This window comes from Bacillus sp. EAC (genome assembly GCF_002156875.1).
Taxonomy (GTDB): domain Bacteria; phylum Bacillota; class Bacilli; order Bacillales; family Bacillaceae_G; genus Gottfriedia.
The window spans coordinates 188,804-214,303 of record NZ_NCSY01000009.1; the positions used below are offsets into that span (position 1 = coordinate 188,804).

Genomic DNA, 25,500 nt, shown 5'->3' on the forward strand with positions numbered 1-25,500 from the left:
ATTTATTCAAAAAACTTATTTAAACGTTTATAGAAATAATATCCCGCAATTGTACCAATGACTAAACCAATAATGTAAATGATCGGATTGGTTCCATTTGCAATTGTAGAAGTTAATAAAGCTATTAGTGTAGCAGATAGATAGACAAATAATATGTTTACAAAAATACCAAATTTTTTATAAACAAATAGTTTTCCATTGTTCGCATTAGCATTTCGGCTATAGCAGAATAAGCCAATAGCAAGGAATATGATTAAATAAATGACGATTACTAGTAAATTACCGTAATCCAACGAAGGATAGTTAACAACTTTTTGAGCAAAGTCTTTTGAAATTGATAGCGGACCAGCTTGATAAGGAATTGACCACTCAGTAATTCTTTTTTCAAAGGTATTATAAGACAACTCGAAATTGAATATTCCCTTTAAATTTGAGTACACACTAAAATAGATAAGAATTGGTGAGAAAATCGTGAAAATTGTAAACAATGTTTGTGAAAAATAATGACCTGTAATTGTGCCAATCGTTAGTCCAATCGTGAAAAAGGCAATCGTAAATAACGTTAAAGTAATAAAAATAGGTGCAAATCCAGATGCATCTATATATTTATGAAGAATTGTAGAGTAATGAATGATTAATGTTAAAACAAGTAAACCTAATGTTGAGATCAAAATATGAACGATTCCGAAAAACCATTTTGAAAGATATAGCTGCTTTGGCGTATACGGGAGTGAAAACTGAAAATCGATTCCACCAGTATTTCGCTCAATTCCGATTAATAATATACTTAAAATGATGACTAAAATAGGTGAGATAAATGCTAGCATACTAAAGTCCGAAATATATAAATACGGATTTTCTGAATGTGTCAGTAAAGCATTATTAATATCTTCCGAATTATTGTAATAGCTAAAAGGAACAATGATAAAATACACAAGATATAATAGGATAAGTGCAAGTCTAGATTGTTTAGAATGTTTCAGCCATAAGGCTCTACTAAACATATAAATCCCCTCCATCTTTAATGAAAAATAAATCCTCTAATGTTAATGGAAGTTCCTCAAGAAGAAGTGGATTTTCATTTTCAAATCGTTTCATAAATTCTGTTTTATTTCCATTTACGATAATAATTGCAACTTTTCCAGTTTTGGAGAAAACGGAAATCGATGGATCGTCTTCTATTACTTTTGGTAAGCCATTTTCAAAAGCCACCTGGATTTTATAATATTGTTGAGTACTCTCTTCCATTGTCGATACAGCATCGATTGTACCATCTTTAATAAATAAATAATGATCAATTATTTTTTCTAGTTCAGCCAAATGGTGAGAAGATATTAGCACTCCAACTGAATTAGTACTAGCATATTCAATAATTAATTGTAAAACTGTGCGCTTTACTACAGGATCTAAACCATTAGTTGGTTCATCTAAAATGACATAATTTGCACCAGTTGAAAAAGTTAAAAGTAAATATAAAAGTGTTTTCATACCTTTTGAATATTTTCGCAATGAACCATGGGGCAGTTTATATTTTGTAAGTGCATCAATAAATTGATCTTTATTAAAACTTGGGTAAGCATTTTCGTAGATGGTAATAAGTTCTTTTACATTAAATTGTTTTATAAAGCTTGTTGTATCACTCATATAAGCAATTTGTGTTCTTAATGAAGGTTCACGACTGATATCCTTCTCATCGATTTGAATAGAGCCTTCATCTGGTGAAAGGATACCCGCAATTGTACGTAGTAATGTTGTTTTTCCTGCACCATTTCTACCAATTAGACCAGTAATCGTGCCCTTATTAATTTCGAAGGATAAGTTTTTAATTACCTCATTATCATCAAGTTTTTTACTTAATTGATGAATTTTTAGCATATTATTCAACTCCTTTATTTGAATAAAATTGTTTAACCCAATTGATAATTTCTTCTTCCTCAATACCATCCATTACGCTTTCAATTAATAAAGTCGTAAACTTACTTTTATATTTTGAAAGGGTTGTATCTGAAACAACTTCTTTTTTTAGACCAATAACAAATGTTCCTTTTCCCCGAACAGTTTCAATGATGCCAGCTCGCTCAAGTTCTTGATAAGCTCTACTAACTGTATTTGGATTTATGACTAAATTCGTTGCTAGTTCTCTTACCGAAGGAAGTTTATCTCCTTCTACTAAAATATTTCTGATCATCTGTTCTTTAATCTGAAAGACAATTTGCTCCCATAAGGGTAATTGGCTTCTTTGGTCTAAGATAATAATCAAATTATCACCACCTTTAAGTGTGTGTATTAAGTGTACCGAGTGTATTGGTACGATTAATACACTTTATTTATATCATATGCATTTAATTTAGTAAATAGTTCCATTCATTCTAATATTTTCTACAGTGTTTGATTAAACTACTTATATTTGGAAAAAATATGTATGAATAGAATGGAGGGTTAAGAATGAAAAAGGTAGTTTTAACACTTTTAAGTAGTGTAATGGTTTTTTCATTATCGTTATCAAGCGTAAATGCCAAAGAAACAAGAGCTGTTGATGTAAATTTAGCTAAAAATGCATTATCTTCTGTTATTATCGAACAAGATACTGGCGAAGTTTTATACGAAAAAGATGCAAGAAAAGAGCTTCCACCAGCAAGTATGACGAAGATTATGACGATGCTCATTATTATGGAAGAAATTAATAAAGGGAAACTAAAGCTTGATGATAAAGTAATGACAAGTGAACATGCTGCCTCAATGGGAGGTTCACAAATCTTCTTAGAGCCAGGCGAAGAAATGACTGTAAATGAAATGCTAAAAGGTATAGCAATTGCTTCCGGAAATGATGCTTCTGTTGCGATGGCAGAAAAAATTGCAGGTACAGAAGAAGCTTTTGTTGGTTTGATGAATAAAGAAGCAAAAAAACTTGGATTAAAAAATACACATTTTAAAAATCCAACTGGTTTACCAGCTGAGGGTCATTATTCATCCGCTTACGACATGGCAGTTATGGGACGAGAATTATTGAAATATCCATTAATTACGAAGTATACGGGTACGTATGAAGATTATTTAAGACAAGATACTGATAAACAATTTTGGTTAGTAAACACAAATAAATTAGTTCGTTTTTATCCTGGAGCAGACGGACTAAAAACTGGTTTTACGGCTGAAGCAAAATATTGTTTAACTGCAACTGCGAAGAAAAATAACATGAGGGTAGTAAGTGTTATTATGGGAGCACCAACTTCAAAGGAACGAAATGCACAAATGTCTAAATTATTAGATTATGCATTTAATCAATATCAAGTAAAACAGCTAATTAAACAAGGTGAAAATGTAGATCGATTAACGATTAGCAAAGGGAAATCGAAAAAGGTCACGGTTGTCACAAAATCTCCTGTTTCCGTTGTGACTCATAAGGGTGAGGCATTAAATAAAATTACGAAAAGTGTTAAATTGAATAAAAATATCCAAGCGCCTATTCAAAAAGGACAGGTGGTTGGTAAATTAGTTTTGAAACAAGGTAATCGAGTTCTATCAACAACTGAACTAGTCACAAAGAATTCTGTAAGTAAAGCGAAATGGTATGATTTATTTAGACGAACTGTTGGTGGATTTAATTAAAATTGCCTCCACTGATTCAAATATTACGTAAAGTTTTGACGTATTTACACTAGTTTTGTCAGCTTGAAGGAATTTGTAATGGAGATAACGAAACAATCAATAACCGTCAGAATAAGGAGGTTATTGATAGTGAGTCTTTCGATTGAACTTGAAGTGAAAAATGCGATCCTTTGTGTACGACTTGATGGTGAACTTGATCATCACACTGCTGAAGATTTACGTTTACAAGTCAATGAGGTATTAGAGTCGCAACCAATTAAACATATTTTATTGAATCTTGAACATTTAACATTTATGGACAGTTCTGGTTTAGGTGTAATTTTAGGAAGATATAAAGTAATTCGTAATTTAGGGGGAGAAATGGTCGTGTGCTCTATTTCTCCATCAATAAAGCGATTATTTGATATGTCTGGTTTATTTAAAATTGTACATTTAGCTGATGATGAGTCGAATGGGCTTAATGTTTTGGGGGTGGCATAATGCGTAATGAAATGAACCTTCAGTTTTCAGCATTAAGTCAAAATGAATCATTTGCACGAGTAACTGTTGCTGCGTTTATTACACAGCTTGATCCAACATTAGATGAATTAACTGAAATTAAAACAGTTGTTTCAGAAGCTGTTACTAATGCAATTATCCACGGATATGAAAATAATTCTTCAGGTATTGTTTATATTTCAGTAGTGCTTGAGGATCAAACAGTTACATTAACAATTAGGGATGAGGGCATTGGTATTGCTGATTTAGATGAAGCGATGCAGCCTCTTTATACATCTAAACCCGATTTAGAAAGATCAGGAATGGGCTTTACAATTATGGAGAACTTTATGGATCATTGTGAAGTCGTTTCAACAGTAAATGTAGGTACAACAATTACAGTTAAAAAGTACTTATCAAATAGCAACGCTCTATGTAATTAAGGAGAATAGCCTATGGACGTAGAAGTCAAGCAAGATCAACCCCGTGCGCAATTAAAGGATAGTGAATTAAAAGAGTTAATAAAGCGTAGTCAGGCTGGAGATCAAATGGCTAGGGACAGCATCGTCGGGCACAACATGAGACTTGTTTGGTCAGTTGTTCAGCGCTTTATTAACCGTGGTTATGAACCAGATGATTTATTCCAAATTGGATGTATTGGATTACTAAAGTCAGTTGATAAATTCGATTTATCATATGATGTGCGTTTTTCAACTTATGCTGTTCCAATGATTATTGGTGAAATCCAACGATTTATTCGTGATGACGGTACTGTAAAGGTAAGTCGATCATTAAAAGAAACGAATAATAAAATTCGGAAAGCAAAAGAAGAATTAAGTAAAACGCTTGGAAGAATGCCTACCATTAATGAAATTGCTACACATATGGAAATTACGCCTGAAGATGTTGTACTTGCACAAGAAGCTAGTAGAGCGCCCTCGTCAATTCATGAAACAGTATACGAAAATGATGGGGATCCAATTACATTATTAGATCAGATAGCGGACAATCATGAAACGAATTGGTTTGAAAAGTTTGCTTTAAAAGAAGCGATTAAACAACTCGATGATCGAGAGAGATTAATTGTCTATTTAAGGTATTACAAAGACCAAACTCAATCAGAAGTCGCTGAACGGTTAGGAATTTCACAAGTTCAAGTATCAAGGCTTGAGAAAAAAATTCTCCAACAAATGAAAGATAAAATTAAATAAATGTATGAAAAGCTAAAGGATAGTAGTGAAAACTGCAATCATTTAGCTTTTTTTATTTTTGGATGGCTTTTTAAACTAGTTGTTTTAGTCTTCTCGCACAAAATGCCTCAATCATTACTCTATTAACGATCAACTTTAACAATAACTTATCAATTTTTTGTGACAATTTTAATTTTTGAATTGTGTTAAGTTGTTTCGACTTGTTATGACTATTTTTGAGAAGTTTTCGCATACTAGTTGTAACTTGAATTCTTAAAGCTTGAACTGAGGGGAACGTATGAAAAAGGTATTATACATTAAGTTACTTAATCGAGTCACTGTACAAGTTGGTAAAACAGTACATCTTGGTGAAATAGCGAGATTACAAGGTATGAACCTTAATATAGAAAAGATAAAAAACATTGTAGTCCATGTGGCGAAGAAAGAAGACGGAACACACACAGTTATCGATATTTTAGAACTCCTACCATTAATTCAGAAGGTGGATCCAGAAATAACTTTTGAATTAATTGGTGTAACAATGTGCATTATCGAGGTCGAGACTGCTGCTTCAAAAGACCGCTACTTCTTATTTTGTTTTGTATGGATTCTATTATTTGCGGGTTCATCTCTTGCAATTATTTATTTTCACGAGGATGTAAGTATGCAGCAAGTACAACAAAGAATTTATTACATGATTACTGGTGAGTATAATCATAAGCCTTTATTACTACAAGTACCGTATTCATTTGGTTTAGGAATTGGAATGATTTTATTCTTTAATCAATGGTTTAAAACAAGGTTAAATGAGGAGCCGAGTCCACTTGAAGTCGAAATGTTTCAATACCAAAGATCGATCGATGAATATGTGCTTGTAAATGAAAATAAAAAGCCAACGAATAGTGTGAACGACGATGATTCATGATGTAATTGTAGTATTTATTGGTTTTTCAGGTGGGATTGCAGTTGGAACAGGCTTTGTGGCATTTTTATCGGTTATTGGAATTATTCCGCGTTTAACACAATTAACAAAAACAATAAAAAAAATACGAGCCTATGAATTTGCCGTTATTTTAGGTGCTTTATTTGGTTGCTGGGTTAGTTTACGAAATTCAACATTTTTCTTACCGACAATTTTAACAGTCCCAATTGGACTATTGGCTGGCATTTTTATCGGAATGTTAGCAGCTGCATTGACGGAAGTATTAAATGTTTTTCCAATACTGGCAAAAAGAATTGGTATACAGAAAAAAATTGTTTATTTATTAATGGCGATAGCGCTTGGAAAAGTATTTGGCTCATTGTTTCATTGGATCTATTTTATAGAATAAAGGATGGGTGTTATGAGCGGGAAATTAAAAGCTAATTATAAAGAAGGAATCAAACAATATCAACCAAAGAAACCGGTATTAAGAAATTGTATTCGAGCATTTCTTGTCGGTGGATTTATTTGTTTAATAGGAGAATTAATTACAAAGATCTATACAAATTACTTTGGATTTACAGATAAAAATGTGGGGGATCCTACGGTTGCTACTCTCGTATTAATTTCAAGTATTCTGACTGGGTTAGGTCTTTATGACAAAATAGGTCAATTTGGAGGAGCGGGCTCTGCGGTACCTGTAACTGGATTTGCCAACTCAATGACAAGTGCTGCAATGGAACATCGAAGTGAAGGCTTAGTATTAGGTGTAGCAACAAACATGTTTAAGTTAGCAGGCTGTGTAATTGTGTATGGAGTGGTATCTGCATATGTAGTTGGAATGATTAGATACGCAATTAAAGTATTTTTTTAGGGGGTGAATGCAAGTGGCTTTATTAGGTAAACAAACGTGGGAATTTAAAAATGGGGTGTATGTTCAATCAAGTGGTACTGCAGTTGGACCTAGAGAAAATCTTGGACTACTTAGTGGAACTTTTGATTATGCGTACGAAGACTTACATTGCAATGAAGACAATTGGGAATTGGCTGAAAGAGCATTAATGAGAAATGCGATTTCTATCACATTAAAAAAGGCAGACAAAAATGTTGAAGATATTGATGTATTTTTAGCAGGTGATTTGCTTAATCAAAACGTTACGGCAAATTTTATGGCAAGAGAGTTACAGTTACCTTTTTTATGTATGTTTGGTGCTTGTTCAACATCGATGGAAACGACAGCACTTGGTGCTCAACTTATTGATAGTGGCTATGCAAAACATGCTTTAGCTGCTACTAGTAGCCATAATGCAACAGCAGAAAGACAGTATCGATACCCTACAGAGTACGGTGGGCAAAAACCTGATTCGGCTACTTTTACAGTAACAGGTGCAGGAAGTGTTTTGTTATCTAGTAAAAAAAGTAGAATTAAAGTAAAATGTGCAACAATTGGTACCGTTCAAGACCTAGGCTTAACAGATCCATTTGATATGGGATCAGCGATGGCACCTGCAGCGGCATATACAATTGTTCAGCATTTTAAAGATACAAATACAACACCAGAAGATTATGATTTCATCGTTACAGGCGATTTGTCAGCTGTCGGTGCACCAATTTGTGAACAACTTGTAAGAGAAGAAGGATATGATATGGCAGGCAAATATAATGACTGCGGATTATTAATTTATGATAGACAATCGCAGGAAGTGTTTGCTGGTGGAAGTGGTTGTGCTTGTTCAGCAGTTGTAACATATAGTCACTTATTTCAAGAATTGAAAAAAGGTACCTATAAACGTATTTTAGTCGCTGCGACAGGTGCGTTATTAAGTCCTACGATGATACAACAAAAGGAATCTATACCAACAATTTCGCATGCTGTTGTTTTCGAAAGCTGTTAGGAGGTGTAAAAATGGAATTTGTTTGGGCATTTATAGTTGGAGGGTTGATTTGTGTAGTCGGACAATTATTTTTTGACTTTACCAAATTAACACCTGGTCATGTAATGTGCATATTTGTTGTCTTTGGAGCAATTTTAGATGGTTTCGGAATTTATGATAAATTAATTGAATTTGCAGGAGCAGGTGCCACAGTTCCTATTACAAGCTTTGGACATTCTTTATTACATGGCGCAATGGCAGAAGCAAACGAGCACGGCTTTATTGGTATTGGGATGGGAATTTTTTCTCTGACATCCTCTGGTATTTCAGCCGCTATTTTATTTTCATTTATCATAGCACTTATATTTAAGCCTAAAGGTTAACTTATGAAAAAAAAGAGAATCATTATCGTAACTGATGGGGATGTGTATGCTCATCGGACAATCGAACATTTAGCAAAGCAATTTGGAGGATGTACGATTTCTCAATCTAAAGGGAATCCAACTAAATTTTCAGGAAAAAGAATGGTGGAAATAATCATGCAAGCACAAAAAGAGCCAGTTTTTGTATTGTTTGATGATAGCGGCTATATGGGAGAAGGGCCAGGAGAAAAAGCTTTAAAGTATGTTGTAAATGATAAGCATATCGAAGTAATTGCAGCTTTAGCTGTTGCTTCAAATACCCACCATCAAGAATGGACAAGAGTAGATGTGAGTATTGATAATGAAGGTGAATTAACCGAGTATGGTGTTGATAAATACGGTATGCCAGATATTGAACTAGGTAGAATTAATGGAGATACTGTATATAATTTAGATCAATTAAATATTCCTTTAATTTTGGGTATTGGGGATATTGGCAAAATGGGTGGCCGGGATGATATTGAGATAGGCTCCCCAATTACAAGGAAAGCTATTGAATACATTTTAGAAAGGAGTGAAATCGTTGGCGGAGACGAAAAATGATAAAAAACCACTTTCTCATAAAATGACGATAAATTCAGCGGAGTTAAATAAGCGATTAGGTTATGGAAAGAGCTTTGATGTTGGAAAAAGAGTTATTTATGTAAATAAAATTGAGGTCCAATTATTTTATGTAAATGGCTTAATGGATACAAATTTTATTCAAATGATTTTAGATGATTTAATCGGTTTAGAAATCGTTGAAAAAAACAAATCAATTTTTAAAAATGTTGAAGATACAATCGTTCATCATTCAGTAGAAACAGTTCTTACTTATGAAGATGTCATTATGAAGGTTTTATCCGGACTAATAGTTGTATTAGTCGATGGAGAAGACAAAGCTTTAGCAATCGATGTAAGGAGTTATCCAGGTAGGGGTCCAACAGAACCAGATACTGAAAGAGTTGTTAGAGGTTCTAGAGATGGATTTACAGAAAATATTATTAATAATACAGGATTAATACGTCGACGAATAAGAGATGAAAATTTAAGAAATGAAATTATGCAGGTTGGAGAATGTTCGAAGACAGATGTCTGTATTTCTTATATTGAAGGATTAGCAAATAAAGAACTAGTGAAAGAAATTCGAGATCGAATACAAAAGATAAATGTAGATGGCCTTCCAATGGCAGATAAAAAATTAGAGGAATTTATTTTAAAACAAGGTTATAATCCGTTTCCTCTCGTACGATATTCTGAGAGACCCGATGTAGTAGCTAATCATATCATCGAAGGGCATGTCATTATTATCGTCGATACATCTCCAAGTATCATTATCACGCCAGCTACTTATTATCATCATATGCAACATGCTGAAGAATTCCGTCAAACTCCTTCAGTCGGAACATTCCTTCGATGGATTCGTTATTTAGGTATATTTATGTCAGTTTTTTTGCTACCTTTTTGGTTGTTATTATGCAATACTCCAGAAATATTGCCTAAAGCTTTAAGTTATATTGGACCTAAAGAAACAAGTAACATTCCAATTTACCTGCAGTTAATTATAGCAGATATGGGGATTGAATTTTTAAGGATGGCAAGTATACATACACCAAACGCAGTATCAACTTCTATGGGGATTATTGCAGCAGTATTAATTGGACAGGTTGCGATTGATGTTGGCTTATTCCAACCAGAAGTTGTACTTTATACGGCGGTCTCAATGATTGGTTCCTATGCAACTCCTAGTTATGAATTAGCATTGGCCAATAAACTATCAAAATTTGTCATTTTAATATTTACCGCCATTTTAGGTATTAAAGGATTCATGATTGGTTCTACCTTGTTTATTTTATTTTTAGCGAGCTTAAATACGTTAAACACACCTTATTTATGGCCATTTATACCGTTTGATGGTCGTGCATTTTTCCATTTAATAATCCGTACAAAAGCAAGCGAAAGTGAACATAAAAAAGGCGGAAAAACAATTGGCGACGCAACCCTATAATATAGAAAAAACCGTTTATTTAGAAAAATAAACGGTTTTTTGTTTATCAATTATTTATTTGAAAAAAGATAAGATCGCATCAAATAAAGCTGAGAAGAATTCCTTTAATTTTTGAATAAATGACTGACCTTTTTCTGAACTTAAGAAATCAGAAATTTGTTGTTTAGCTTTAGTAAGTTGATTGCCAACTTGATCCCAGTTAATGTTTAAATCCTTCATTTTTTCAAATAAAGCCATTAGACTATTTAATTGATCATCAGTTAATGTAATACCAAGATCTTTCGCTAAACGATTGATTAATGATTGCAACTCATCAGTCGTCATGTTTGGATTTTTTGCAAGTTCTTCTTTTACTTTCGCTACAAGTTGAACTGCTTTTTTATTCCCTACGGAATCTGCTAGTTCAGCTGTCTTAACCATTTCTTCGTTTGCAACTTTTTTTACTTCTTCAGGAATAACTTGACCTGAGCTTAATTCATAAGCTTTCATAATACCTGTTAGAGCAGCAGTCCCAGAAACTTCAAATGGAGCGGTGATAACAATGTTCGCATCCTTTAAACCTGCTGTTATTAAAGCGTTAGTATACATTGAATTTGAAACCCATGAGATATTATTTGTTTGAACGATTATTCCTGTATTTTTCTCACCAATTGTAATCATTGCCGATGACAGAGCACGAGTACCAATTTGCGCGCTTGGTATAGTCCCGTCTAAATATTTATGTTCCTCTTGATTCGTAACTGTTACCATTCTAGCGTCAGAAGGTGCACCCATTTCTGCTAATAATGCTTTCTTCTGTGTCTCAGTTAAATTTTGACCAAGAGTCACGATTGTTTCACCTGGTACGGAATCTGCAAATACTGATAACGGCATTGCAATTAATCCCAAAGAAATGGTGAATGCTAAAATCTTTTGTTTCAACAAAGAAACACTCCCTTTACAATTTATCCAATTTTACTACTTACAACACTATTATAGTACTTTTCGAAAACTTGTCATTAGTTTTTGTTTTTTGTATGATTAGATAAGCGTTACTAGATTATTTCAGTAATGGAAAATATAGGACAAACTTGTCTTATAAGTTTTGTATACATAAGGAGGAATTTTTGATGAAAAAAGCAAGTATTTCATTTGAAAATGGTGAACAAATTTTAATTGAACTTTTCCCAGAGCATGCTCCAGGTACAGTTGAAAATTTTGAAAGCTTAATTCGTAAAGGATTTTATAATGGATTAACATTCCATCGCGTTATCCCTGGATTCGTTTCACAAGGTGGCGATCCTAATGGTAATGGAACTGGTGGACCAGGTTATACAATTAAATGTGAAACTGTTGGTAACCCATTAAAACATAAAGCAGGTTCTTTATCAATGGCACACGCAGGTCGTGACACTGGTGGAAGTCAATTCTTCATCGTACATGAGCCACAACCTCACTTAGATGGCGTTCATACTGTATTTGGTCAAGTGATCGAAGGAATGGATACAGTTTTAAGAATGCGTAACGGAGACGTTATGAAAGAAGTAAAAGTTTGGGACGAAGAATAGTCTAAAAATAAGATTCATTTCTAGTAACCAGATTTATGAAAAAGGCTAAACATAAAAAACTCTTTTCTGTGATACAGAAAAGAGTTTTTTATGTTTGTTAACAGATGACAAGTCTACCAATATCGAGGTTGAGTTTGGTTTGGATATGGATGTTGATAGTTTATAGATTGATGATTATTTACTCTTGCATACTGATTTTGTATTGGTTGGCGATTACAGTTACTAGGTGGTCCTATAAAAGTTGAAGGTTGAAGAGTAGAAAGTGTATTCGTCCATTGATTTTGATCAAGACAGTAAGTATGTGCGACAATATTAGCAGGAGTCAGTTTTAATAGGTCGGAAAATAATATGACGTCAGGTGTTGGCGCATTAAAAATAGCTAAAAGATGTGTGTTGTCAACAGTAGCGATCTCGTAATGCCACCATCCTTGTGGTACATTTGCAACTTGACCTGAAGTAATTGGATAATTATGAAGTTGTTTCGTATATGGATTAAGAATTGACACAATTGCAGAACCTGAAATACAGTATACTAGCTCAGATGAATTTTGATGATAATGTGGTTCAACAACATTACTAGTACTTAAATATATATCTAATAACGATAGGTTATCCAATGTATTTAATTGATTAATATTTAATTCATTTATATAATTTTGGCTATCTTTCTTAAATGAAGTATTTTTATTGAGATCATAAGTAAATTGTGTATTAGGAGAAGTGTAATCCAAATCTAATCTCATTTTCCTCATTCCTTTTCAAAGTTCTAATTAAAGACTAATGTATTCAAGAAGAGGCATTTGGTTACACGCCTAAAAAGCTGAACAAACTTACTCTTAGGTAATTTTTAAACCTGCTTACGATAAGGGGTAGGAGTTTTTTTCCCCAGAGTTGAACAAGCATGATACACAAATCGTTCTTGACAGAAAAATGTGTAAATTATATATTTGAAATATTAATATATTTGGAACGAATTTTTAGATTTCTCGTAATATAGTAAGGTATTATAGCATATATTATGATTGTTTTATAAGTTGGATTAAGAGTTTTATTAATTTTTAAGAGGGGTAAACATGTTAATTAGGTATAAGAAAACATATGAAAAAATTGCAATGGGCCTGCTTTCGTTTATGCCAAATGAAAAAAATGTGAAAAGCTTAGTTAATACGATAAAAGACTATGAAACAAATGAAGATAATCACTTGTTCCTTTGGAAGTTAGACGATATTGTAGGAATTATTGGAATTCAACTTTTACCAGATAAAGTGCTTATGATTAAACATCTAAGTGTAAACCCTTCATTTCGCAATCAAGGAATTGCAACTTCACTTTATGAAGCAATTCGGAATCAGTATAATGACTATACGATTATTACTACGGTAGAGATAGCATCATTTATTGAACATTGTAAGATTAGTTTGAAAGTATTATAGATAAAAAGGTGTCAACTATTAAGTTGAACACCTTTTTTATTGCGTGAAATTATTTTTTTCTTAGTTTAAGTTGTTTTAACCGTTCAGAAATCACATCAGTTCGGTCACGTGTACTATGTTTATTAATTAAATCATCTGTAAATGTGGAATAGAATTTTTTCTGACGATGAAATTGATTCAATAAAATACGATCACTAATTGGAAGTGTAATCGGATCATAAGGATCCTCGTTTTCTAGTTTAACTTGTAATGTAGAAACTAGTTCATTAAATTTCTCATGATCAATACCTGCCATCTTAACTAACAGTGAGTCCTGTGCGAAATGATTAACATGTCGCATTAATTTTTTTGCACCTGTAAAGTTCCCTCTACGATAGTGATAAAGGACAACTGATAATCGTATGAGCCCAAGCCAAACTTTTTTATATTCATTATTAAGTTCTAATTTCCATTGCTCTTCCAGTATTTCATGACATTCAAAAAAGTCTTGATCGAAATGGAAATGGCATAAATATTTTATGTACCTAGCGTTCTTATTGAAATTGACCAACATCTTCACCTCTTTGATAAGAAAATTTTAACAGAAATAGGTTAATTAAAAAAGAAGAAAGCCTAGAACATTTTCTAGACCTTCACGTTTTGTATATTCACAGGTTAAACTAACAGATGAAAGCACATCCAACGATTATTAATAAGATAAATAATACTACGATTAAAGCAAAGCTGCTACCGCGGTGGTCGAATTCTGGAGATACGTGTCCGCCTCTACTCATGAGTAACCCTCCTTACACACTTAATTCTTCTTGCATTGTTATCTTATGAAATTTTAGTGAAAATGGTATAGGCACATATATAAAAATTGTTTCCGAGAAATTCGTCTATGAAAAATGCTTTTCTACTATATAGTTTTATTAATTTATCATTTATACTGTTAAAGTATATTATTTTATATAATAAAAGTAAGTTGGTGAATAGTTTGTGAAGCAATATGAAGTTAAAATTGATGCATTTGAAGGTCCATTAGATTTATTACTTCATTTAATTCAGCGATTTGAAATTGATATTTACGATATCCCTGTATCTGAAATAACTGATCAATATGTTTTATATATTCATACGATGAAAGAATTAGAGTTAGATATTGCAAGTGAATATTTAGTGATGGCAGCTGAATTATTGGCAATGAAAAGTAAAAGTATCTTGCCAAACCATGAAGAGCAGGCTGATTGGGACGCACTTCTTGAAGAAGATCCTAGAGAAGAATTAATGAATCGACTAATAATATATAAACAATTTAAAGAAGCAGCTATTATTTTTCAGGAAAAAGAATCTGAGCGTGCGATGATTTTCACGCGAAATCCAGTTGATTTATCAGAATATGGTCCAGGACCAGAAGATATTGCTATGCCAACTGATGTGTCCGTTTATGATATGTTAGGAGCACTTCAAAAGCTTTTTAAACGGAAAAAGCTTCAAGAACCTCTTCAAACAAAAATTGTACGTGAAGAGATATCGATTGAGAAACGAATGGTAGAGATCATAGGTCATTTAAAACAACTTAAAAAGAGAACTAATTTTATTAGTTTATTTCCATATAATGATAAAGAGAGTATTGTTGTTACTTTTTTAGCAATCCTAGAATTAATGAAAACAAAAGAAATCGTTGTCGAACAAGAAGAAAATTTTTCAGAAATATTTTTAATCTCAAGAGAGATTTTTGAGAATAAGCAAGCTGAGGTGTACTCATAATGGAACAATTAAATAATCTAATCGGAGTGCTAGAAGGATTATTATTCGTAGCAGGAGATGAAGGAATTTCAATCATTGAACTTTCAGAAACGTTAGAATTAAGTCAAACAGAAGTAGTAGACTTAATTGAAAGTTTAAAGAAAGAATATGAAAATCCTAATCGAGGCTTGCAAGTAAGAATTTTGGCCAACAGATATAAACTTACATCCAAAAGAGAACATGGAGACTTTTTTAAAAAGTTAATTGAAAGTCCTTCAAATTCGTCTTTATCTCAAGCAGCATTAGAAACTTTGGCAATCGTTGCATATCAACAGCCAATTACACGTACTGAAATTGAAGATATTCGTGGTGTGAAAACAGAAAAGCCTCTTCAAACACTTGTCTCAAAATATTTAATTAAAGAAGTAGGTCGTGCGGAGGGAACTGGACGTGCAATTTTATACGGAACGACTTCTGAGTTTTTGGATGTATTTGGTTTGAAAAATATAAAAGAATTACCTCCATTACCACAGGATCTGAAAATAGAAGAAGTCGAAGAAGAAGCTGACCTATTTTTTAGTAAATTTGAAAAAGAAGATTAGTTAAAAAATTCTGCAAATATACCATCATCCTATGGTAAACTAATAGTATGGAAATCTTGGAGGGTGAAAGACTTGTTTATTTATAATTGTCATGGATATGAATTAGTTAAAGCACAATCGAATACTTCAGAAGACTTTTTTAATCGTTCTGAAGTTGAATACGAAATCAATGGTCAAAAATTTGTTACATCAGTTTTGTATGTACGTTTTTTTGAAGAACAACTTCCAGAAATGACGGAGATTAAATCAACTACATTTTATGATAATGGAAATGAGACTGTAGAACTACGTGACATTGTTGCGCTAGCTCTTATTATTAAAAATCCTGCATATCGTGGACGAAAACGAATTTATATTAATGAAATAAATCAATTTGTAAACGAACTAGAAGGCGTTGATTTTGATCAATTAGTTGGATACGCAAGAGGTATTAAACAAAATGCAAATAATAAAGTAAAAGTAACGATCTAAATTATGGAGGGAATACAATGTCGAATAAGATGGTAGAGCATCAATTAAGAATAGTTGGTAATCAATTAGGGATTGTGAACATGGAATGTAATATGTTCTTAAATAATCATTCTTTACCGTCATTTCAACATGAAATTTCAACATTAGATTCTACTTATATCGAAAAAATTCTAAATTCCTTACGCAGAATTACGGTTTATAGTGAAGATGCAAAGGAAGTTTGTGAAAAAATTTTAAGTGGGCATTTTCATAAAGCTACTGCGGAAGATACTTTACATAAAATTTATCATAGATGTATTGCTGAATTTTTTTCGCCAAAAAATGATTCATGGTTTGAAAATAGTCGTGCGGCATACACTGGAAATCATGCAATAACTTTTTATCATGAAGTACCATCAACAGTTCAAACGTTATTCTCAAAATTAGAAAAAATTTTTCAACAAATGAGAGAAGAACTTGAGTATTATGAAACAGACTACACTACAAAACAAATGCAACAGACTAAACAGTAATTAGTTAGTTGTTTTTTGTAAATTATATTATAAATGATCAAAAGACTGGATATATTCTTCTAGTCTTTTTCTTTTAGGATAAGTTACAATACAAGTGATATTTCTTTGTAAGAGAAGAGGATTAAAACATGAAACTGATGTATTCAATTGGTCAGAGAACCATTAAGACAGCAATTGGTAGTGGAATTTCCCTTATTATTGCGGAAGCATTACATCTTCAAAATTATAGTACAGCTGCTGTTGTTACTTTATTAAGCATTCAAAATACGAAAAGAAGATCATTTATTGTTGCAATTCAAAGATTTGTCGCTTCAGTAATTGCAATGTTGATTGGTTGGATGATGTTCGAGTATTTAAGTTATCACCCTTTAACAGTCGTCATTTATTTTTTATTAACCATTCCTTTATTAGTTGGATTGAAGCTTCAAGAAGGGATCATACCAAGTTCTGTGATTGTTTTACAAATTTATGTTAGTCAGGATAAGTCCATTTCATTTCTAATTAATCAAGTAGCTATTTTAGCAGTTGGAATATTGATCGCCCTCATCATGAATACATATATACCAAGCATTGAGAAAAAAATGATTGAATTACAAAAGCAAATCGAACAAAATTTTAAAATGTTACTTCTAGGCATTTCATTGAAGATGAAAGGGAAAGATGAAGAATTACATATTGAAGTATTAGATGATACAAAAATACTTTTACAAAATGCAAAATCTCTGGCATATAGACAAGTAGAAAATAGTTTCATAAAAACAAATTTGTATTATATAAACTATTTTGAGATGAGAGAAAGACAATTTGATATTATTTCAAATCAAATCATCCCTTTATTAAAAAAGATAGAATTAAATTATCCTCATTCAAAAATTATTGCAGAATTTTTTGAAGATACAGGTGTTTACTTAAAGGAAAAGTCCTCAGGAATTGAACTTTTAGGAGAGTTTAATCACATGATGGAGGAATTTAAGAGAATGCCATTACCTGAAACCAGAGACGAATTTGAAACAAGAGCAAGCTTAATGATGCTTGTTTACGAATTGGAAAAAATTATTTCATTAAAAATGGAGTTCTATTCCGAGTATCAATTGGCATTTGAAGGCAGTTAATTCGTCCTTCCATATTAGTGGTCCTAAATTCAACCATGTAATACCGTTTAATTTACTATCATACAATGGAGAGTAGAAGAGAATTTATTTTCTCTGGTGGAGGTGTATGATGGTCAATCAATCCGAACTCGTCACTTACTTTCAGGAAGTTGAAATTTGGTGTGGAAATGTATTACAACTACTCGCTGAAAGATATGATCAATTACAGGAAAAAGAGCTATTAGAATATAAAGTGAAATTACTTTTAAATCGAATGGGTACTACAAGTTATTATGTAGATCAAAATTCATTTTTAGATGAAATTAGTATGGATGTTGATGACATACAGGAGCGGTTAATTTCACTTTTAAATGAAGAAGAATATGATGACAGTTATGCTTATCGGGTAATGGAAGTTGAAGAAAAAATCGAAATCGGTAAACATGAATTACCCCCTTTACCATACCCTTATAATGCGCTTGAACCGTATATTTCAAAAGAAATTATGATGTTACATCACGATAAACACCATAAAAGTTATGTAGATGGTCTTAATAAAGCTGAAACCGAATTGGAAAAGGCTCGGAAAAATAGTAATTATGATTTGTTAAAGCATTGGGAAAGAGAAGCAGCCTTTCATGGTTCCGGACATTACTTGCATACAATTTTTTGGAATAATTTAAGTAAATCTGGTGGTGGTCAACCTCAAGGTGCACTTTTAAAGCAAATTGAAGATGATTTTGGAAGTTATGAAGCATTTAAACAACATTTTACTCAAGCAGCAAAAAAGGTCGAAGGTGTCGGTTGGGCTATTTTAGTTTGGGTTCCAAGAGCGAATCGTCTAGAAATTTTACAAACAGAGAAACATCAACTATTTACGCAATGGGATACAATACCTCTCCTTGTATTGGATGTTTGGGAACATGCTTATTATTTACAATATAAATTTGATAAAGATGCATATATTGAAAATTTTTGGAACATTATTAACTGGGCAGATGTAAAGTATCGTTATGACTATGCAAGCCAGTTAAAATGGCAACCATTTTATTAAATGGGTAAAAAGAAGGAGTGCTGAATTTGTTGAGTGATCTACTCAATCGAATTCAGCACTTTTTATTAAAAATGAGTCATTTTTTTACATTTCAATTCGTAAACTTGTACTAATTAGGACTAACTGTGGAGTTGATGCGAAGAATGAAAAAATGGCTAATTGTAGGAATTATAGGTATGTTTCTAATTGGAATCATTGTACCGACGAATAATGTTGAAGCGTTTGGTGGAGTTAGTGCTAGAAATGCCGTTCTAATGGACCAAAAAACTGGACGAATCTTATATGGAAAAGCGATGCATGATCCAGAACGAATCGCTAGTATTACTAAAATAATGACTGCACTTTTAGCAGTTGAATCTGGAAAGCTTCAAAACACAGTAACAATCAGTTCAAGAGCTGTTCAAACAGAAGGCTCTTCAATTTATTTAAAACCTGGTCAAAAGATTAAGCTAGAGGATATGGTTTATGGATTGATGTTACGTTCAGGAAATGACGCAGCAAATGCAATAGCTGAAGCAGTTGGAGGAAGTATCGAAGGTTTTGTATATATGATGAATGAAAAGGCTAAAGAAATAGGTATGAGTCATACATACTTCAGCAATCCATCAGGACTAGATCAGGAAGGAAAAGAACACTACTCATCTGCATACGATATGGCACTTTTAACTAGATACGCAATGCAAAATCCAGCTTATGCCAAGATTGCAGGTACAAAAGTACACAGAGCTCCTAATACAGCAGAATCATGGGACTATGTCTGGAAGAACAAAAATAAATTGCTAACTTTTATGTACAAGTATAGTACTGGTGGTAAAACAGGCTTCACAAAAAAAGCAAGAAGAACTCTTGTTTCGACTGCATCAAAAAATGGTATGGATCTAATAGTTGTTACATTAGATGACGGTCAAGATTGGAAAGACCATATGTCATTATTTGAATATGGTTTTAAAAATTACCCACTGACAAAGGTGTTACACAATGGTGGTATAAAGGAAGTAAAAAACAACCTATACAGGGGCCATGTTTACTTGAAAAATGACTTTCAATTCCCGTTAAATGAATCTGAGAAAAAACAAGTGACAGTAACCTTTGAAATGACAAAACCCTCTAAAAATAAGAGAATCCAAAATGATGAAATAGTTGGAAAAGCAATAATTGAATTAGAAGGTGAACAAATAGGAGCAAGAAATATCTTTTATAGTGAGAGCAAAGTAAAAGTATTTACAAATGAAATTTTTCAAAATGGAAAAGAAGTACTATTAAATTTAATGGGAGAGCACACAGATGGTTAATCTCATTTGGGTAGCTCTCACAATTATTGGATTTATTTTCGCAATGTTAAATGGAACAATGGAAGAAGTTAATAAAGCAGTTTTTGATGGAGGGAAACAAGCGATAACAATTTGTATCGGACTTGTAAGTGTGTTGGTTTTTTGGTTGGGTTTAATGAAAATTGCTGAGGAATCAGGATTATTAAAAATACTTTCAAAATTATTCCAACCATTTTTAACGTTCCTTTTTCCAAAAGTACCTAAAAATCATCCGGCATTAGGCTATATCATGTCCAATATGGTTGCGAATCTCTTTGGATTAGGGAATGCAGCGACTCCACTAGGAATTAAAGCAATGGAACAATTAAAAGTTTTAAATAATAATAGTCAAGATGTTAGTGACGAAATGATTACGTTTTTAACTTTAAATACTTGTGCAATTACTTTAATTCCAACAACGGTTATCGGAATAAGAATGTCTTATCATTCTGCAAATCCTACTGAAATAGTTGGTGTTACGATATTAGCACAAATCGTATCATTTATCGGGGGGTTAATGATAAATCATCTATTTGCAAAAAGGCGACACCGAAAGGAGAGGAAATAAATGGGATATATGAATACAATATCTCTTTATATCATTCCATTTATTATTGCGGTTATTTTAATACACGGTACGTGGAAAAAAGTACCTACTTATGAATCGTTCGTCGAAGGTGGAAAAGAAGGAGTCACAATTGCGGTGCAACTTATTCCTTTTTTGGTCGGTATGCTTGTTTCGATTTCTATTTTTAGAGCCTCAGGGGCACTAGAATTTTGTGTTGAATTACTAAGACCTTTTTTACAATCTTTCGGTATTCCAGCAGAAGTTTTTCCTTTGGCAATTATTCGACCAATCTCAGGTTCAGCAGGACTTAGTATAACAGCGGATCTCATTAAATCATATGGTCCTGATTCGTTTATAGGTAGACTAGCTTCAACTATGCAGGGAAGTACAGATACAACGTTATACGTCCTAACAGTATACTTTGGCGCTGTAGGGATTCGGAAAATGGGTGATGCATTGAAAGTAGGTTTATTAGCTGATGCAATTAGTATCATTTTTTCGATTGTATTTGTAACAATGTTTTTTTCTTGATAAACAGAAGTACTTTTATCTCTATGAAAATAGGTGTAAAGGTACTTTTTTATTGCGCAAAACAAACAAATATCTTATAATACCAATAAGAATAGTTGGAATTAAGACAACGTTCAATTTTACCCATGCTGCATATAATGGATTGGAAAAAACTAACCCTTTTTTGTGGCAAAAAGGAGCTTGGAATTATGAAAGTTGTTAAGTCAGTACATGAACTGATTGGATCAACGCCCATTCTTGAAATTACATCATACCCTTTACCTAAAGGAACGAGATTATTTGCTAAATTGGAGTATACAAATCCAGGAGGCAGTGTGAAGGATCGCCTTGGGATGGAATTACTAGAAAGTGCCTTTAAAGAAGGAAAATTAAAAAAAGACGGTACTGTGATTGAACCAACTGCAGGAAATACTGGAATTGGTCTAGCAATAGCCGCACTGAAATTTGGAGTAAACGTTATTTTTGTAGTTCCAGAAAAATTTAGCCTAGAAAAGCAAACGTTAATGAGAGCGCTTGGTGCAAAGATTGTTAATACACCGACAGCTGATGGGATAACTGGTGCGATCAAAAAAGCCGAAGAATTATCAAAAGAAATACCAAATTCTTTTGTGCCTGCTCAGTTTAGTAATGAAGCAAATCCGAGAACGTATTATAAAACATTAGGTCCAGAACTAGTTGATCAACTAGATGGGAAAATAGATGTGTTTGTAGCTGGTGCTGGTAGTGGAGGTACATTTACTGGTACGGCGCAGTATTTAAAAGAAAAAATAACAAGTGTTAAAACAGTTATCGTCGAGCCAGAAGGTTCTATTTTAAATGGAGGCTTACCTGGATCGCATGATACTGAAGGAATTGGAATGGAATTTATCCCATCCTTCGTAGATACAAACTTATTTGATGAAATATATACTGTTCTTGATGCTGATGCATTTCGTTTAGTAAAAGAAATTGCAATTAAAGAAGGATTACTTGTAGGTAGTTCATCAGGTGCTGCATTATATGCAAGCTTAAAAGAGGCTGAAAAAGCTGAACCTGGTAGTACAATCGTAACAATTTTTCCAGATAGTAGCGAAAGATATTTAAGTAAAAACATATATAGTGAGGGATAAATGATGAAGAAAAAAACAGCTTTAATTCACGGAGGAATCAGTAGAGATGAAACGACAGGTGCAGTTAGTGTTCCTATCTATCAAACGAGCACGTATAAGCAAGATGCTGTTGGCAAACATAGAGGCTTTGAATATTCCAGAACAGGCAATCCAACACGTCATGCGCTTGAAGAGTTAATGAAAGATATTGAGCATGGTGTTGCTGGCTTCGCATTTGCATCAGGAATGGCTGCAATCCATACTGTATTTAGTTTATTTAAGACAGGTGACCATATCGTTGTTGGTGATGACGTATATGGTGGTACTTATCGATTATTAACAAAAGTACTATCTAACTTAGGAATTACAGCGACTTTTGTTAATACAAGTAATTTAACACTTGTTGAGGAAGTTATTTCACCAAACACAAAAGCAATTTTTATTGAATCTCCAAGTAACCCATTATTAAAAATTACTGACATTAAGGGTATTTCAAAGATTGCAGATGAGTATAACTTACTTACAATCGTAGATAACACATTTGCAACGCCTTATTGGCAACAGCCATTAACATTAGGTGCAGATATTGTTGTTCATAGTGGAACAAAATATCTTGGTGGTCATAGTGACGTAGTAGCAGGGATTGTTGTTACGAATAATAAAGAATTAGCAGAAGAAATAGCATTTTACCAGAATTCAATTGGTGGTGTATTAGGACCAAATGATAGCTGGTTATTACAACGTGGGATTAAAACATTAGGGATTAGAATGGAAGAGCACGAGCGAAATACACACGAAATTGCAAAGTTATTAAGTGAACATCCAAATGTAAATAAAGTGTATTATCCAGGATTAGCAGATCATCCGAATCATGAATTAGCAAAACAACAAAGCAGTGGTTTTGGTGGAATGTTATCTTTCGAATTAAAAGAAGGATTAGATCCAGAAGTATTTGTTGAAAAATTAAAATGGTTCACACTAGCTGAAAGCTTAGGTGCAGTTGAAAGTCTTGTAGGTATTCCTTCAAAAATGACTCATGCATCGATTCCAAGAGAAAAAAGATTAGCTTCAGGTATTTCAGATGAGTTAATTCGCTTATCGATTGGTCTTGAAGACTTGGAAGATTTAAAAGAAGACTTAGAGCAAGCATTATTATTTCTAACATCAAGGGTGAGATAAATGGGTAGAGAGTTTTTAGATGTTTTTACAGGATGGGCAGAAAGTTACGATTCATTTGTTCAAGGTCATGATGCAGAATATAAAGAAGTATTTCGTCGATATGACGAAATACTTCATGAAATTGTAAACAGAAGTGGAAATAATGTGATTGAATTTGGAATTGGAACAGGTAATTTAACAAAAATGTTAATAGATTCAGGCAAAACAGTGTTTCCGATTGAACCTTCACCTGAAATGAGAATCATCGCTGCCAAAAAATTGGGTGAAAATGTTACGATTCATGACGGTGATTTAATTGATTTTCCAAAACCAAGTCACCAAGTTGATACAATTGTAAGCTCATATGTTTTTCATCATTTAACAGATGATGAAAAATATGAAGCTATTAAAATATATAATACTTTGTTAAACACAGGCGGGAAAATTATCTTTGCTGATACGATGTTTTTATCTGAAAAAGAATTTAATCATGAAATTTCAAAAGCAGATCAAGCAAATTTTATTGATTTAAGAGATGATTTAAAAAGAGAATACTATCCAACTATACCGATAGTTCGTTCACATCTAGAAAAAAACGGTTTTACAGTAAGTTTTCAACAATTTAATGACTTCGTTTGGATTGTTGAAGCCACAAAAAAATAGAGAGATATTTGGGAGGAAATTAAAATGCCATCAGTAGAAAGTTTTGAACTAGATCATACAAAAGTCGTTGCACCATATGTTAGACATTGTGGGAGTCATAATGTTGGTTCGGATGGAATTGTAACAAAATATGATATCCGTTTTTGCCAACCAAATAAACAAGCGCTCCAACCAGCAACTATTCATACTTTAGAGCACTTATTAGCTTTAAATGTACGTGAAGCTGTACCTACCGATGAGCCATTTAAAATCATTGACTTATCACCAATGGGTTGCCAAACTGGGTTTTATTTAATTATTGCTGGTACACCATCAATTTCTGATGTGATTGCATTATTACGTAAAACTGCTGAATTAGGTTTACAAGTTGAAGAAGTACCAGCTGCTAACGAACTTCAATGTGGTCAAGCGAAACTTCATGACCTAGAAGGAGCAAAAAAATGGTTAAAATATTGGAGCGAACAATCTGACGAAAAATTAGAAAGCGTGTTTGCTTAAAACAATAACTCAACCATTGAATGAACTGAGATTAAAATTAAATACTTAAATAGAAAAAAAACGTCATCTGACTCGATGACGTTTTTTTGCAGTACTACTAATTGTATCTTAAATTAATTTATAACAAGAAGTAATTTTTCCTTTGGCACAGTAAATTTTATTTTACCTATATTTTCTTCAATATCATCAATCGTTGGCAGGTCATCAAAGCTTTGAATAGAAATTGCATCATCTAAACATAATAAAATATATGGATAACTAGTTTCTGTAGAGTCGTAGATTAGTTTGTAGGCTTTAGTTGGTTTATCTGAAGTAAAAAAAACATCACCTAATTTAAACGTACCAACCGAATTATATTTAACTGAGGGATTAAAGGAATAATTCATATAGTATGCTCCTTTTTATTTAATAATCACATTATTGACCGCCAAACAAGGAATTAAACTCTTAGATCAATAATTTGCTTGAATTGTAATAGTGAGTTTATTTTTTTGAGTGACAATCGTAACTTCTCCAATCCAATCTTCTATGTCAGCTAATGTAGGCATAATATCGTAGTTTTGAACAAGCTTAGCATCTGTTAACGAAAAAAGAACATAGGGGAACTCTTCTTCATTCTCCTCATATGCAAGCATATAGATATTTTCGTGTTTTTTTGTTATGAGCACACTTCCAGGAGAAATTACCTTTGATTGGTCGAATGCTGAGGGGTGTTTTAAAGTTAAATTCATCTCAAATACCTCATTTCTGCAAATCTAGTAAATT

General features: G+C 32.7%; 35 protein-coding genes. 26 read left to right on the forward strand and 9 right to left on the reverse strand.

Annotated features, from left to right (window positions below; all coding sequences use genetic code 11):
- Positions 1-2: 2 nt before the first annotated feature.
- From B7R65_RS15820 to B7R65_RS15830, 3 genes are read right to left on the reverse strand one after another with little or no spacing between them, the layout of a single operon-like run.
- On the reverse strand, positions 3-1,004 hold the full coding sequence (locus tag B7R65_RS15820) for an ABC transporter permease subunit (RefSeq protein WP_179194897.1): 1,002 nt from the start codon (positions 1,002-1,004) through the stop codon (positions 3-5).
- Positions 997-1,875, reverse strand: coding sequence for an ABC transporter ATP-binding protein (locus tag B7R65_RS15825; RefSeq protein WP_179194898.1), 879 nt, complete (start codon positions 1,873-1,875; stop codon positions 997-999). Before B7R65_RS15825 ends, B7R65_RS15820 begins: the two co-directional genes overlap by 8 nt.
- Before the next feature lies 1 nt (position 1,876).
- Positions 1,877-2,260: a GntR family transcriptional regulator gene (locus B7R65_RS15830; RefSeq protein WP_088043794.1), complete on the reverse strand. Its 384-nt coding sequence runs from the start codon at positions 2,258-2,260 to the stop codon at positions 1,877-1,879.
- 185 nt (positions 2,261-2,445) lie between these two features.
- On the opposite strand from B7R65_RS15830, the gene B7R65_RS15835 reads away from it, so the two are divergent.
- From B7R65_RS15835 to B7R65_RS15885, 11 genes are all read left to right on the forward strand, one after another.
- Positions 2,446-3,609 (forward strand): D-alanyl-D-alanine carboxypeptidase family protein, encoded by a 1,164-nt coding sequence (locus B7R65_RS15835; RefSeq protein WP_088043796.1) that lies wholly within the window; start codon positions 2,446-2,448, stop codon positions 3,607-3,609.
- Positions 3,610-3,738: 129 nt separating this feature from the next.
- Positions 3,739-4,089, forward strand: coding sequence for an anti-sigma F factor antagonist (spoIIAA, locus tag B7R65_RS15840; protein WP_142288266.1), 351 nt, complete (start codon positions 3,739-3,741; stop codon positions 4,087-4,089).
- Positions 4,089-4,529: an anti-sigma F factor gene (gene spoIIAB, locus B7R65_RS15845; protein WP_088043798.1), complete on the forward strand. Its 441-nt coding sequence runs from the start codon at positions 4,089-4,091 to the stop codon at positions 4,527-4,529. The genes spoIIAA and spoIIAB overlap by 1 nt, the downstream gene beginning before the upstream one ends.
- Before the next feature lie 12 nt (positions 4,530-4,541).
- Positions 4,542-5,297: an RNA polymerase sporulation sigma factor SigF gene (gene sigF, locus B7R65_RS15850; protein WP_088043800.1), complete on the forward strand. Its 756-nt coding sequence runs from the start codon at positions 4,542-4,544 to the stop codon at positions 5,295-5,297.
- A 277-nt stretch (positions 5,298-5,574) separates the two neighbouring features.
- Complete coding sequence (locus B7R65_RS15855) at positions 5,575-6,201, forward strand: stage V sporulation protein AA (RefSeq protein ID WP_088043801.1); 627 nt, start codon at positions 5,575-5,577, stop codon at positions 6,199-6,201.
- Positions 6,191-6,607 carry a stage V sporulation protein AB gene (locus tag B7R65_RS15860; RefSeq protein ID WP_088043803.1) on the forward strand — a complete coding sequence of 139 codons (417 nt, stop codon included), beginning with the start codon at positions 6,191-6,193 and terminating at the stop codon, positions 6,605-6,607. Before B7R65_RS15855 ends, B7R65_RS15860 begins: the two co-directional genes overlap by 11 nt.
- Positions 6,608-6,619: 12 nt before the next feature.
- The gene (gene spoVAC / locus B7R65_RS15865; RefSeq protein WP_088043804.1) at positions 6,620-7,072 is read left to right on the forward strand and encodes a stage V sporulation protein AC; all 453 of its coding nucleotides are present in this window, start codon (positions 6,620-6,622) and stop codon (positions 7,070-7,072) included.
- Positions 7,073-7,085: 13 nt separating this feature from the next.
- The gene (gene spoVAD, locus B7R65_RS15870) at positions 7,086-8,093 is read left to right on the forward strand and encodes a stage V sporulation protein AD (RefSeq protein ID WP_088043848.1); all 1,008 of its coding nucleotides are present in this window, start codon (positions 7,086-7,088) and stop codon (positions 8,091-8,093) included.
- 11 nt (positions 8,094-8,104) lie between these two features.
- Complete coding sequence (gene spoVAE, locus B7R65_RS15875) at positions 8,105-8,455, forward strand: stage V sporulation protein AE (RefSeq protein WP_088043805.1); 351 nt, start codon at positions 8,105-8,107, stop codon at positions 8,453-8,455.
- Positions 8,456-8,458: 3 nt separating this feature from the next.
- Positions 8,459-9,037 (forward strand): stage V sporulation protein SpoVABEA, encoded by a 579-nt coding sequence (gene spoVAEA, locus B7R65_RS15880; protein WP_088043806.1) that lies wholly within the window; start codon positions 8,459-8,461, stop codon positions 9,035-9,037.
- Entirely contained in the window at positions 9,009-10,481 is a 1,473-nt protein-coding gene (locus B7R65_RS15885) for a spore germination protein (protein ID WP_483861141.1), read from the forward strand. The genes spoVAEA and B7R65_RS15885 overlap by 29 nt, the downstream gene beginning before the upstream one ends.
- 54 nt (positions 10,482-10,535) lie before the next feature.
- On the opposite strand, the gene B7R65_RS15890 is transcribed toward B7R65_RS15885, so the two are convergent.
- Positions 10,536-11,402, reverse strand: coding sequence for a DUF1002 domain-containing protein (locus B7R65_RS15890; protein ID WP_088043807.1), 867 nt, complete (start codon positions 11,400-11,402; stop codon positions 10,536-10,538).
- Between the two features lie 188 nt (positions 11,403-11,590).
- Here B7R65_RS15890 and B7R65_RS15895 point away from each other — a divergent pair, with 188 nt between their 5' ends.
- The gene (locus tag B7R65_RS15895) at positions 11,591-12,028 is read left to right on the forward strand and encodes a peptidylprolyl isomerase (RefSeq protein WP_088043808.1); all 438 of its coding nucleotides are present in this window, start codon (positions 11,591-11,593) and stop codon (positions 12,026-12,028) included.
- Between the two features lie 113 nt (positions 12,029-12,141).
- On the opposite strand, the gene B7R65_RS15900 is transcribed toward B7R65_RS15895, so the two are convergent.
- Positions 12,142-12,771, reverse strand: a complete 630-nt coding sequence (locus B7R65_RS15900) for a cupin domain-containing protein (protein WP_088043810.1) — start codon at positions 12,769-12,771, stop codon at positions 12,142-12,144.
- Between the two features lie 330 nt (positions 12,772-13,101).
- Here B7R65_RS15900 and B7R65_RS15905 point away from each other — a divergent pair, with 330 nt between their 5' ends.
- Positions 13,102-13,461, forward strand: coding sequence for a GNAT family N-acetyltransferase (locus B7R65_RS15905; protein WP_088043811.1), 360 nt, complete (start codon positions 13,102-13,104; stop codon positions 13,459-13,461).
- A gap of 49 nt (positions 13,462-13,510) precedes the next feature.
- On the opposite strand, the gene B7R65_RS15910 is transcribed toward B7R65_RS15905, so the two are convergent.
- Positions 13,511-14,011, reverse strand: a complete 501-nt coding sequence (locus tag B7R65_RS15910) for a DUF309 domain-containing protein (RefSeq protein WP_218780446.1) — start codon at positions 14,009-14,011, stop codon at positions 13,511-13,513.
- 109 nt (positions 14,012-14,120) lie between these two features.
- Positions 14,121-14,234: a YjcZ family sporulation protein gene (locus B7R65_RS15915; RefSeq protein ID WP_088043813.1), complete on the reverse strand. Its 114-nt coding sequence runs from the start codon at positions 14,232-14,234 to the stop codon at positions 14,121-14,123.
- A gap of 205 nt (positions 14,235-14,439) precedes the next feature.
- On the opposite strand from B7R65_RS15915, the gene B7R65_RS15920 reads away from it, so the two are divergent.
- The 13 genes from B7R65_RS15920 to B7R65_RS15980 all read left to right on the forward strand — a co-directional run bounded on the left by B7R65_RS15920 (position 14,440) and on the right by B7R65_RS15980 (position 24,735).
- Positions 14,440-15,210: a segregation/condensation protein A gene (locus B7R65_RS15920; protein WP_088043814.1), complete on the forward strand. Its 771-nt coding sequence runs from the start codon at positions 14,440-14,442 to the stop codon at positions 15,208-15,210.
- Complete coding sequence (gene scpB, locus B7R65_RS15925; protein ID WP_088043815.1) at positions 15,210-15,791, forward strand: SMC-Scp complex subunit ScpB; 582 nt, start codon at positions 15,210-15,212, stop codon at positions 15,789-15,791. Before B7R65_RS15920 ends, scpB begins: the two co-directional genes overlap by 1 nt.
- A 72-nt stretch (positions 15,792-15,863) precedes the next feature.
- A complete protein-coding gene (locus B7R65_RS15930) occupies positions 15,864-16,262 on the forward strand; it encodes a hypothetical protein (protein ID WP_088043816.1) in 399 nt (132 codons plus the stop codon).
- 17 nt (positions 16,263-16,279) lie between these two features.
- Positions 16,280-16,774 carry a DUF3907 family protein gene (locus B7R65_RS15935; RefSeq protein ID WP_088043817.1) on the forward strand — a complete coding sequence of 165 codons (495 nt, stop codon included), beginning with the start codon at positions 16,280-16,282 and terminating at the stop codon, positions 16,772-16,774.
- Between the two features lie 128 nt (positions 16,775-16,902).
- On the forward strand, positions 16,903-17,886 hold the full coding sequence (locus tag B7R65_RS15940; protein WP_088043818.1) for an aromatic acid exporter family protein: 984 nt from the start codon (positions 16,903-16,905) through the stop codon (positions 17,884-17,886).
- Positions 17,887-17,995: 109 nt separating this feature from the next.
- On the forward strand, positions 17,996-18,919 hold the full coding sequence (locus B7R65_RS15945) for a superoxide dismutase (protein WP_088043819.1): 924 nt from the start codon (positions 17,996-17,998) through the stop codon (positions 18,917-18,919).
- Between the two features lie 134 nt (positions 18,920-19,053).
- Positions 19,054-20,211 (forward strand): D-alanyl-D-alanine carboxypeptidase family protein, encoded by a 1,158-nt coding sequence (locus B7R65_RS15950; protein WP_088043820.1) that lies wholly within the window; start codon positions 19,054-19,056, stop codon positions 20,209-20,211.
- The gene (locus B7R65_RS15955) at positions 20,204-20,797 is read left to right on the forward strand and encodes a nucleoside recognition domain-containing protein (RefSeq protein WP_088043821.1); all 594 of its coding nucleotides are present in this window, start codon (positions 20,204-20,206) and stop codon (positions 20,795-20,797) included. The genes B7R65_RS15950 and B7R65_RS15955 overlap by 8 nt, the downstream gene beginning before the upstream one ends.
- Positions 20,798-21,328 (forward strand): spore maturation protein, encoded by a 531-nt coding sequence (locus tag B7R65_RS15960; protein ID WP_088043822.1) that lies wholly within the window; start codon positions 20,798-20,800, stop codon positions 21,326-21,328.
- A 188-nt stretch (positions 21,329-21,516) separates the two neighbouring features.
- The gene (locus B7R65_RS15965; protein WP_088043823.1) at positions 21,517-22,437 is read left to right on the forward strand and encodes a PLP-dependent cysteine synthase family protein; all 921 of its coding nucleotides are present in this window, start codon (positions 21,517-21,519) and stop codon (positions 22,435-22,437) included.
- Between the two features lie 3 nt (positions 22,438-22,440).
- Positions 22,441-23,595 (forward strand): bifunctional cystathionine gamma-lyase/homocysteine desulfhydrase, encoded by a 1,155-nt coding sequence (locus tag B7R65_RS15970; protein ID WP_088043850.1) that lies wholly within the window; start codon positions 22,441-22,443, stop codon positions 23,593-23,595.
- Positions 23,596-24,237, forward strand: coding sequence for a class I SAM-dependent DNA methyltransferase (locus B7R65_RS15975; protein ID WP_088043824.1), 642 nt, complete (start codon positions 23,596-23,598; stop codon positions 24,235-24,237).
- A 24-nt stretch (positions 24,238-24,261) separates the two neighbouring features.
- Positions 24,262-24,735 carry an S-ribosylhomocysteine lyase gene (locus tag B7R65_RS15980; protein ID WP_088043825.1) on the forward strand — a complete coding sequence of 158 codons (474 nt, stop codon included), beginning with the start codon at positions 24,262-24,264 and terminating at the stop codon, positions 24,733-24,735.
- A 113-nt stretch (positions 24,736-24,848) separates the two neighbouring features.
- Here B7R65_RS15980 and B7R65_RS15985 read toward each other — a convergent pair whose 3' ends face one another.
- Positions 24,849-25,121 carry a hypothetical protein gene (locus B7R65_RS15985; protein WP_088043826.1) on the reverse strand — a complete coding sequence of 91 codons (273 nt, stop codon included), beginning with the start codon at positions 25,119-25,121 and terminating at the stop codon, positions 24,849-24,851.
- Between the two features lie 66 nt (positions 25,122-25,187).
- Positions 25,188-25,466: a hypothetical protein gene (locus tag B7R65_RS15990; protein WP_088043827.1), complete on the reverse strand. Its 279-nt coding sequence runs from the start codon at positions 25,464-25,466 to the stop codon at positions 25,188-25,190.
- Positions 25,467-25,500 lie beyond the last annotated feature (34 nt).

Bases quoted from the DNA above. Each gene is read 5' to 3' on its own strand.
- B7R65_RS15900 (WP_088043810.1), bottom strand. From the start codon at position 12,771: ATGAGATTAGATTTGGATTACACTTCTCCTAATACACAATTTACTTAT.
- B7R65_RS15955 (WP_088043821.1), top strand. From the start codon at position 20,204: ATGGTTAATCTCATTTGGGTAGCTCTCACAATTATTGGATTTATTTTC.
- B7R65_RS15980 (WP_088043825.1), top strand. From the start codon at position 24,262: ATGCCATCAGTAGAAAGTTTTGAACTAGATCATACAAAAGTCGTTGCA.
- B7R65_RS15825 (WP_179194898.1), bottom strand. From the start codon at position 1,875: ATGCTAAAAATTCATCAATTAAGTAAAAAACTTGATGATAATGAGGTA.
- B7R65_RS15990 (WP_088043827.1), bottom strand. From the start codon at position 25,466: ATGAATTTAACTTTAAAACACCCCTCAGCATTCGACCAATCAAAGGTA.
- spoIIAB (WP_088043798.1), top strand. From the start codon at position 4,089: ATGCGTAATGAAATGAACCTTCAGTTTTCAGCATTAAGTCAAAATGAA.
- scpB (WP_088043815.1), top strand. From the start codon at position 15,210: ATGGAACAATTAAATAATCTAATCGGAGTGCTAGAAGGATTATTATTC.
- spoVAEA (WP_088043806.1), top strand. From the start codon at position 8,459: ATGAAAAAAAAGAGAATCATTATCGTAACTGATGGGGATGTGTATGCT.
- B7R65_RS15960 (WP_088043822.1), top strand. From the start codon at position 20,798: ATGGGATATATGAATACAATATCTCTTTATATCATTCCATTTATTATT.
- B7R65_RS15940 (WP_088043818.1), top strand. From the start codon at position 16,903: ATGAAACTGATGTATTCAATTGGTCAGAGAACCATTAAGACAGCAATT.
- B7R65_RS15895 (WP_088043808.1), top strand. From the start codon at position 11,591: ATGAAAAAAGCAAGTATTTCATTTGAAAATGGTGAACAAATTTTAATT.
- B7R65_RS15855 (WP_088043801.1), top strand. From the start codon at position 5,575: ATGAAAAAGGTATTATACATTAAGTTACTTAATCGAGTCACTGTACAA.
- sigF (WP_088043800.1), top strand. From the start codon at position 4,542: ATGGACGTAGAAGTCAAGCAAGATCAACCCCGTGCGCAATTAAAGGAT.
- B7R65_RS15860 (WP_088043803.1), top strand. From the start codon at position 6,191: ATGATTCATGATGTAATTGTAGTATTTATTGGTTTTTCAGGTGGGATT.
- spoVAE (WP_088043805.1), top strand. From the start codon at position 8,105: ATGGAATTTGTTTGGGCATTTATAGTTGGAGGGTTGATTTGTGTAGTC.
- B7R65_RS15935 (WP_088043817.1), top strand. From the start codon at position 16,280: ATGTCGAATAAGATGGTAGAGCATCAATTAAGAATAGTTGGTAATCAA.
- B7R65_RS15905 (WP_088043811.1), top strand. From the start codon at position 13,102: ATGTTAATTAGGTATAAGAAAACATATGAAAAAATTGCAATGGGCCTG.
- B7R65_RS15950 (WP_088043820.1), top strand. From the start codon at position 19,054: ATGCGAAGAATGAAAAAATGGCTAATTGTAGGAATTATAGGTATGTTT.
- B7R65_RS15985 (WP_088043826.1), bottom strand. From the start codon at position 25,121: ATGAATTATTCCTTTAATCCCTCAGTTAAATATAATTCGGTTGGTACG.
- B7R65_RS15915 (WP_088043813.1), bottom strand. From the start codon at position 14,234: ATGAGTAGAGGCGGACACGTATCTCCAGAATTCGACCACCGCGGTAGC.
- B7R65_RS15835 (WP_088043796.1), top strand. From the start codon at position 2,446: ATGAAAAAGGTAGTTTTAACACTTTTAAGTAGTGTAATGGTTTTTTCA.
- B7R65_RS15820 (WP_179194897.1), bottom strand. From the start codon at position 1,004: ATGTTTAGTAGAGCCTTATGGCTGAAACATTCTAAACAATCTAGACTT.
- B7R65_RS15970 (WP_088043850.1), top strand. From the start codon at position 22,441: ATGAAGAAAAAAACAGCTTTAATTCACGGAGGAATCAGTAGAGATGAA.
- B7R65_RS15965 (WP_088043823.1), top strand. From the start codon at position 21,517: ATGAAAGTTGTTAAGTCAGTACATGAACTGATTGGATCAACGCCCATT.
- spoVAC (WP_088043804.1), top strand. From the start codon at position 6,620: ATGAGCGGGAAATTAAAAGCTAATTATAAAGAAGGAATCAAACAATAT.
- B7R65_RS15975 (WP_088043824.1), top strand. From the start codon at position 23,596: ATGGGTAGAGAGTTTTTAGATGTTTTTACAGGATGGGCAGAAAGTTAC.
- B7R65_RS15945 (WP_088043819.1), top strand. From the start codon at position 17,996: ATGGTCAATCAATCCGAACTCGTCACTTACTTTCAGGAAGTTGAAATT.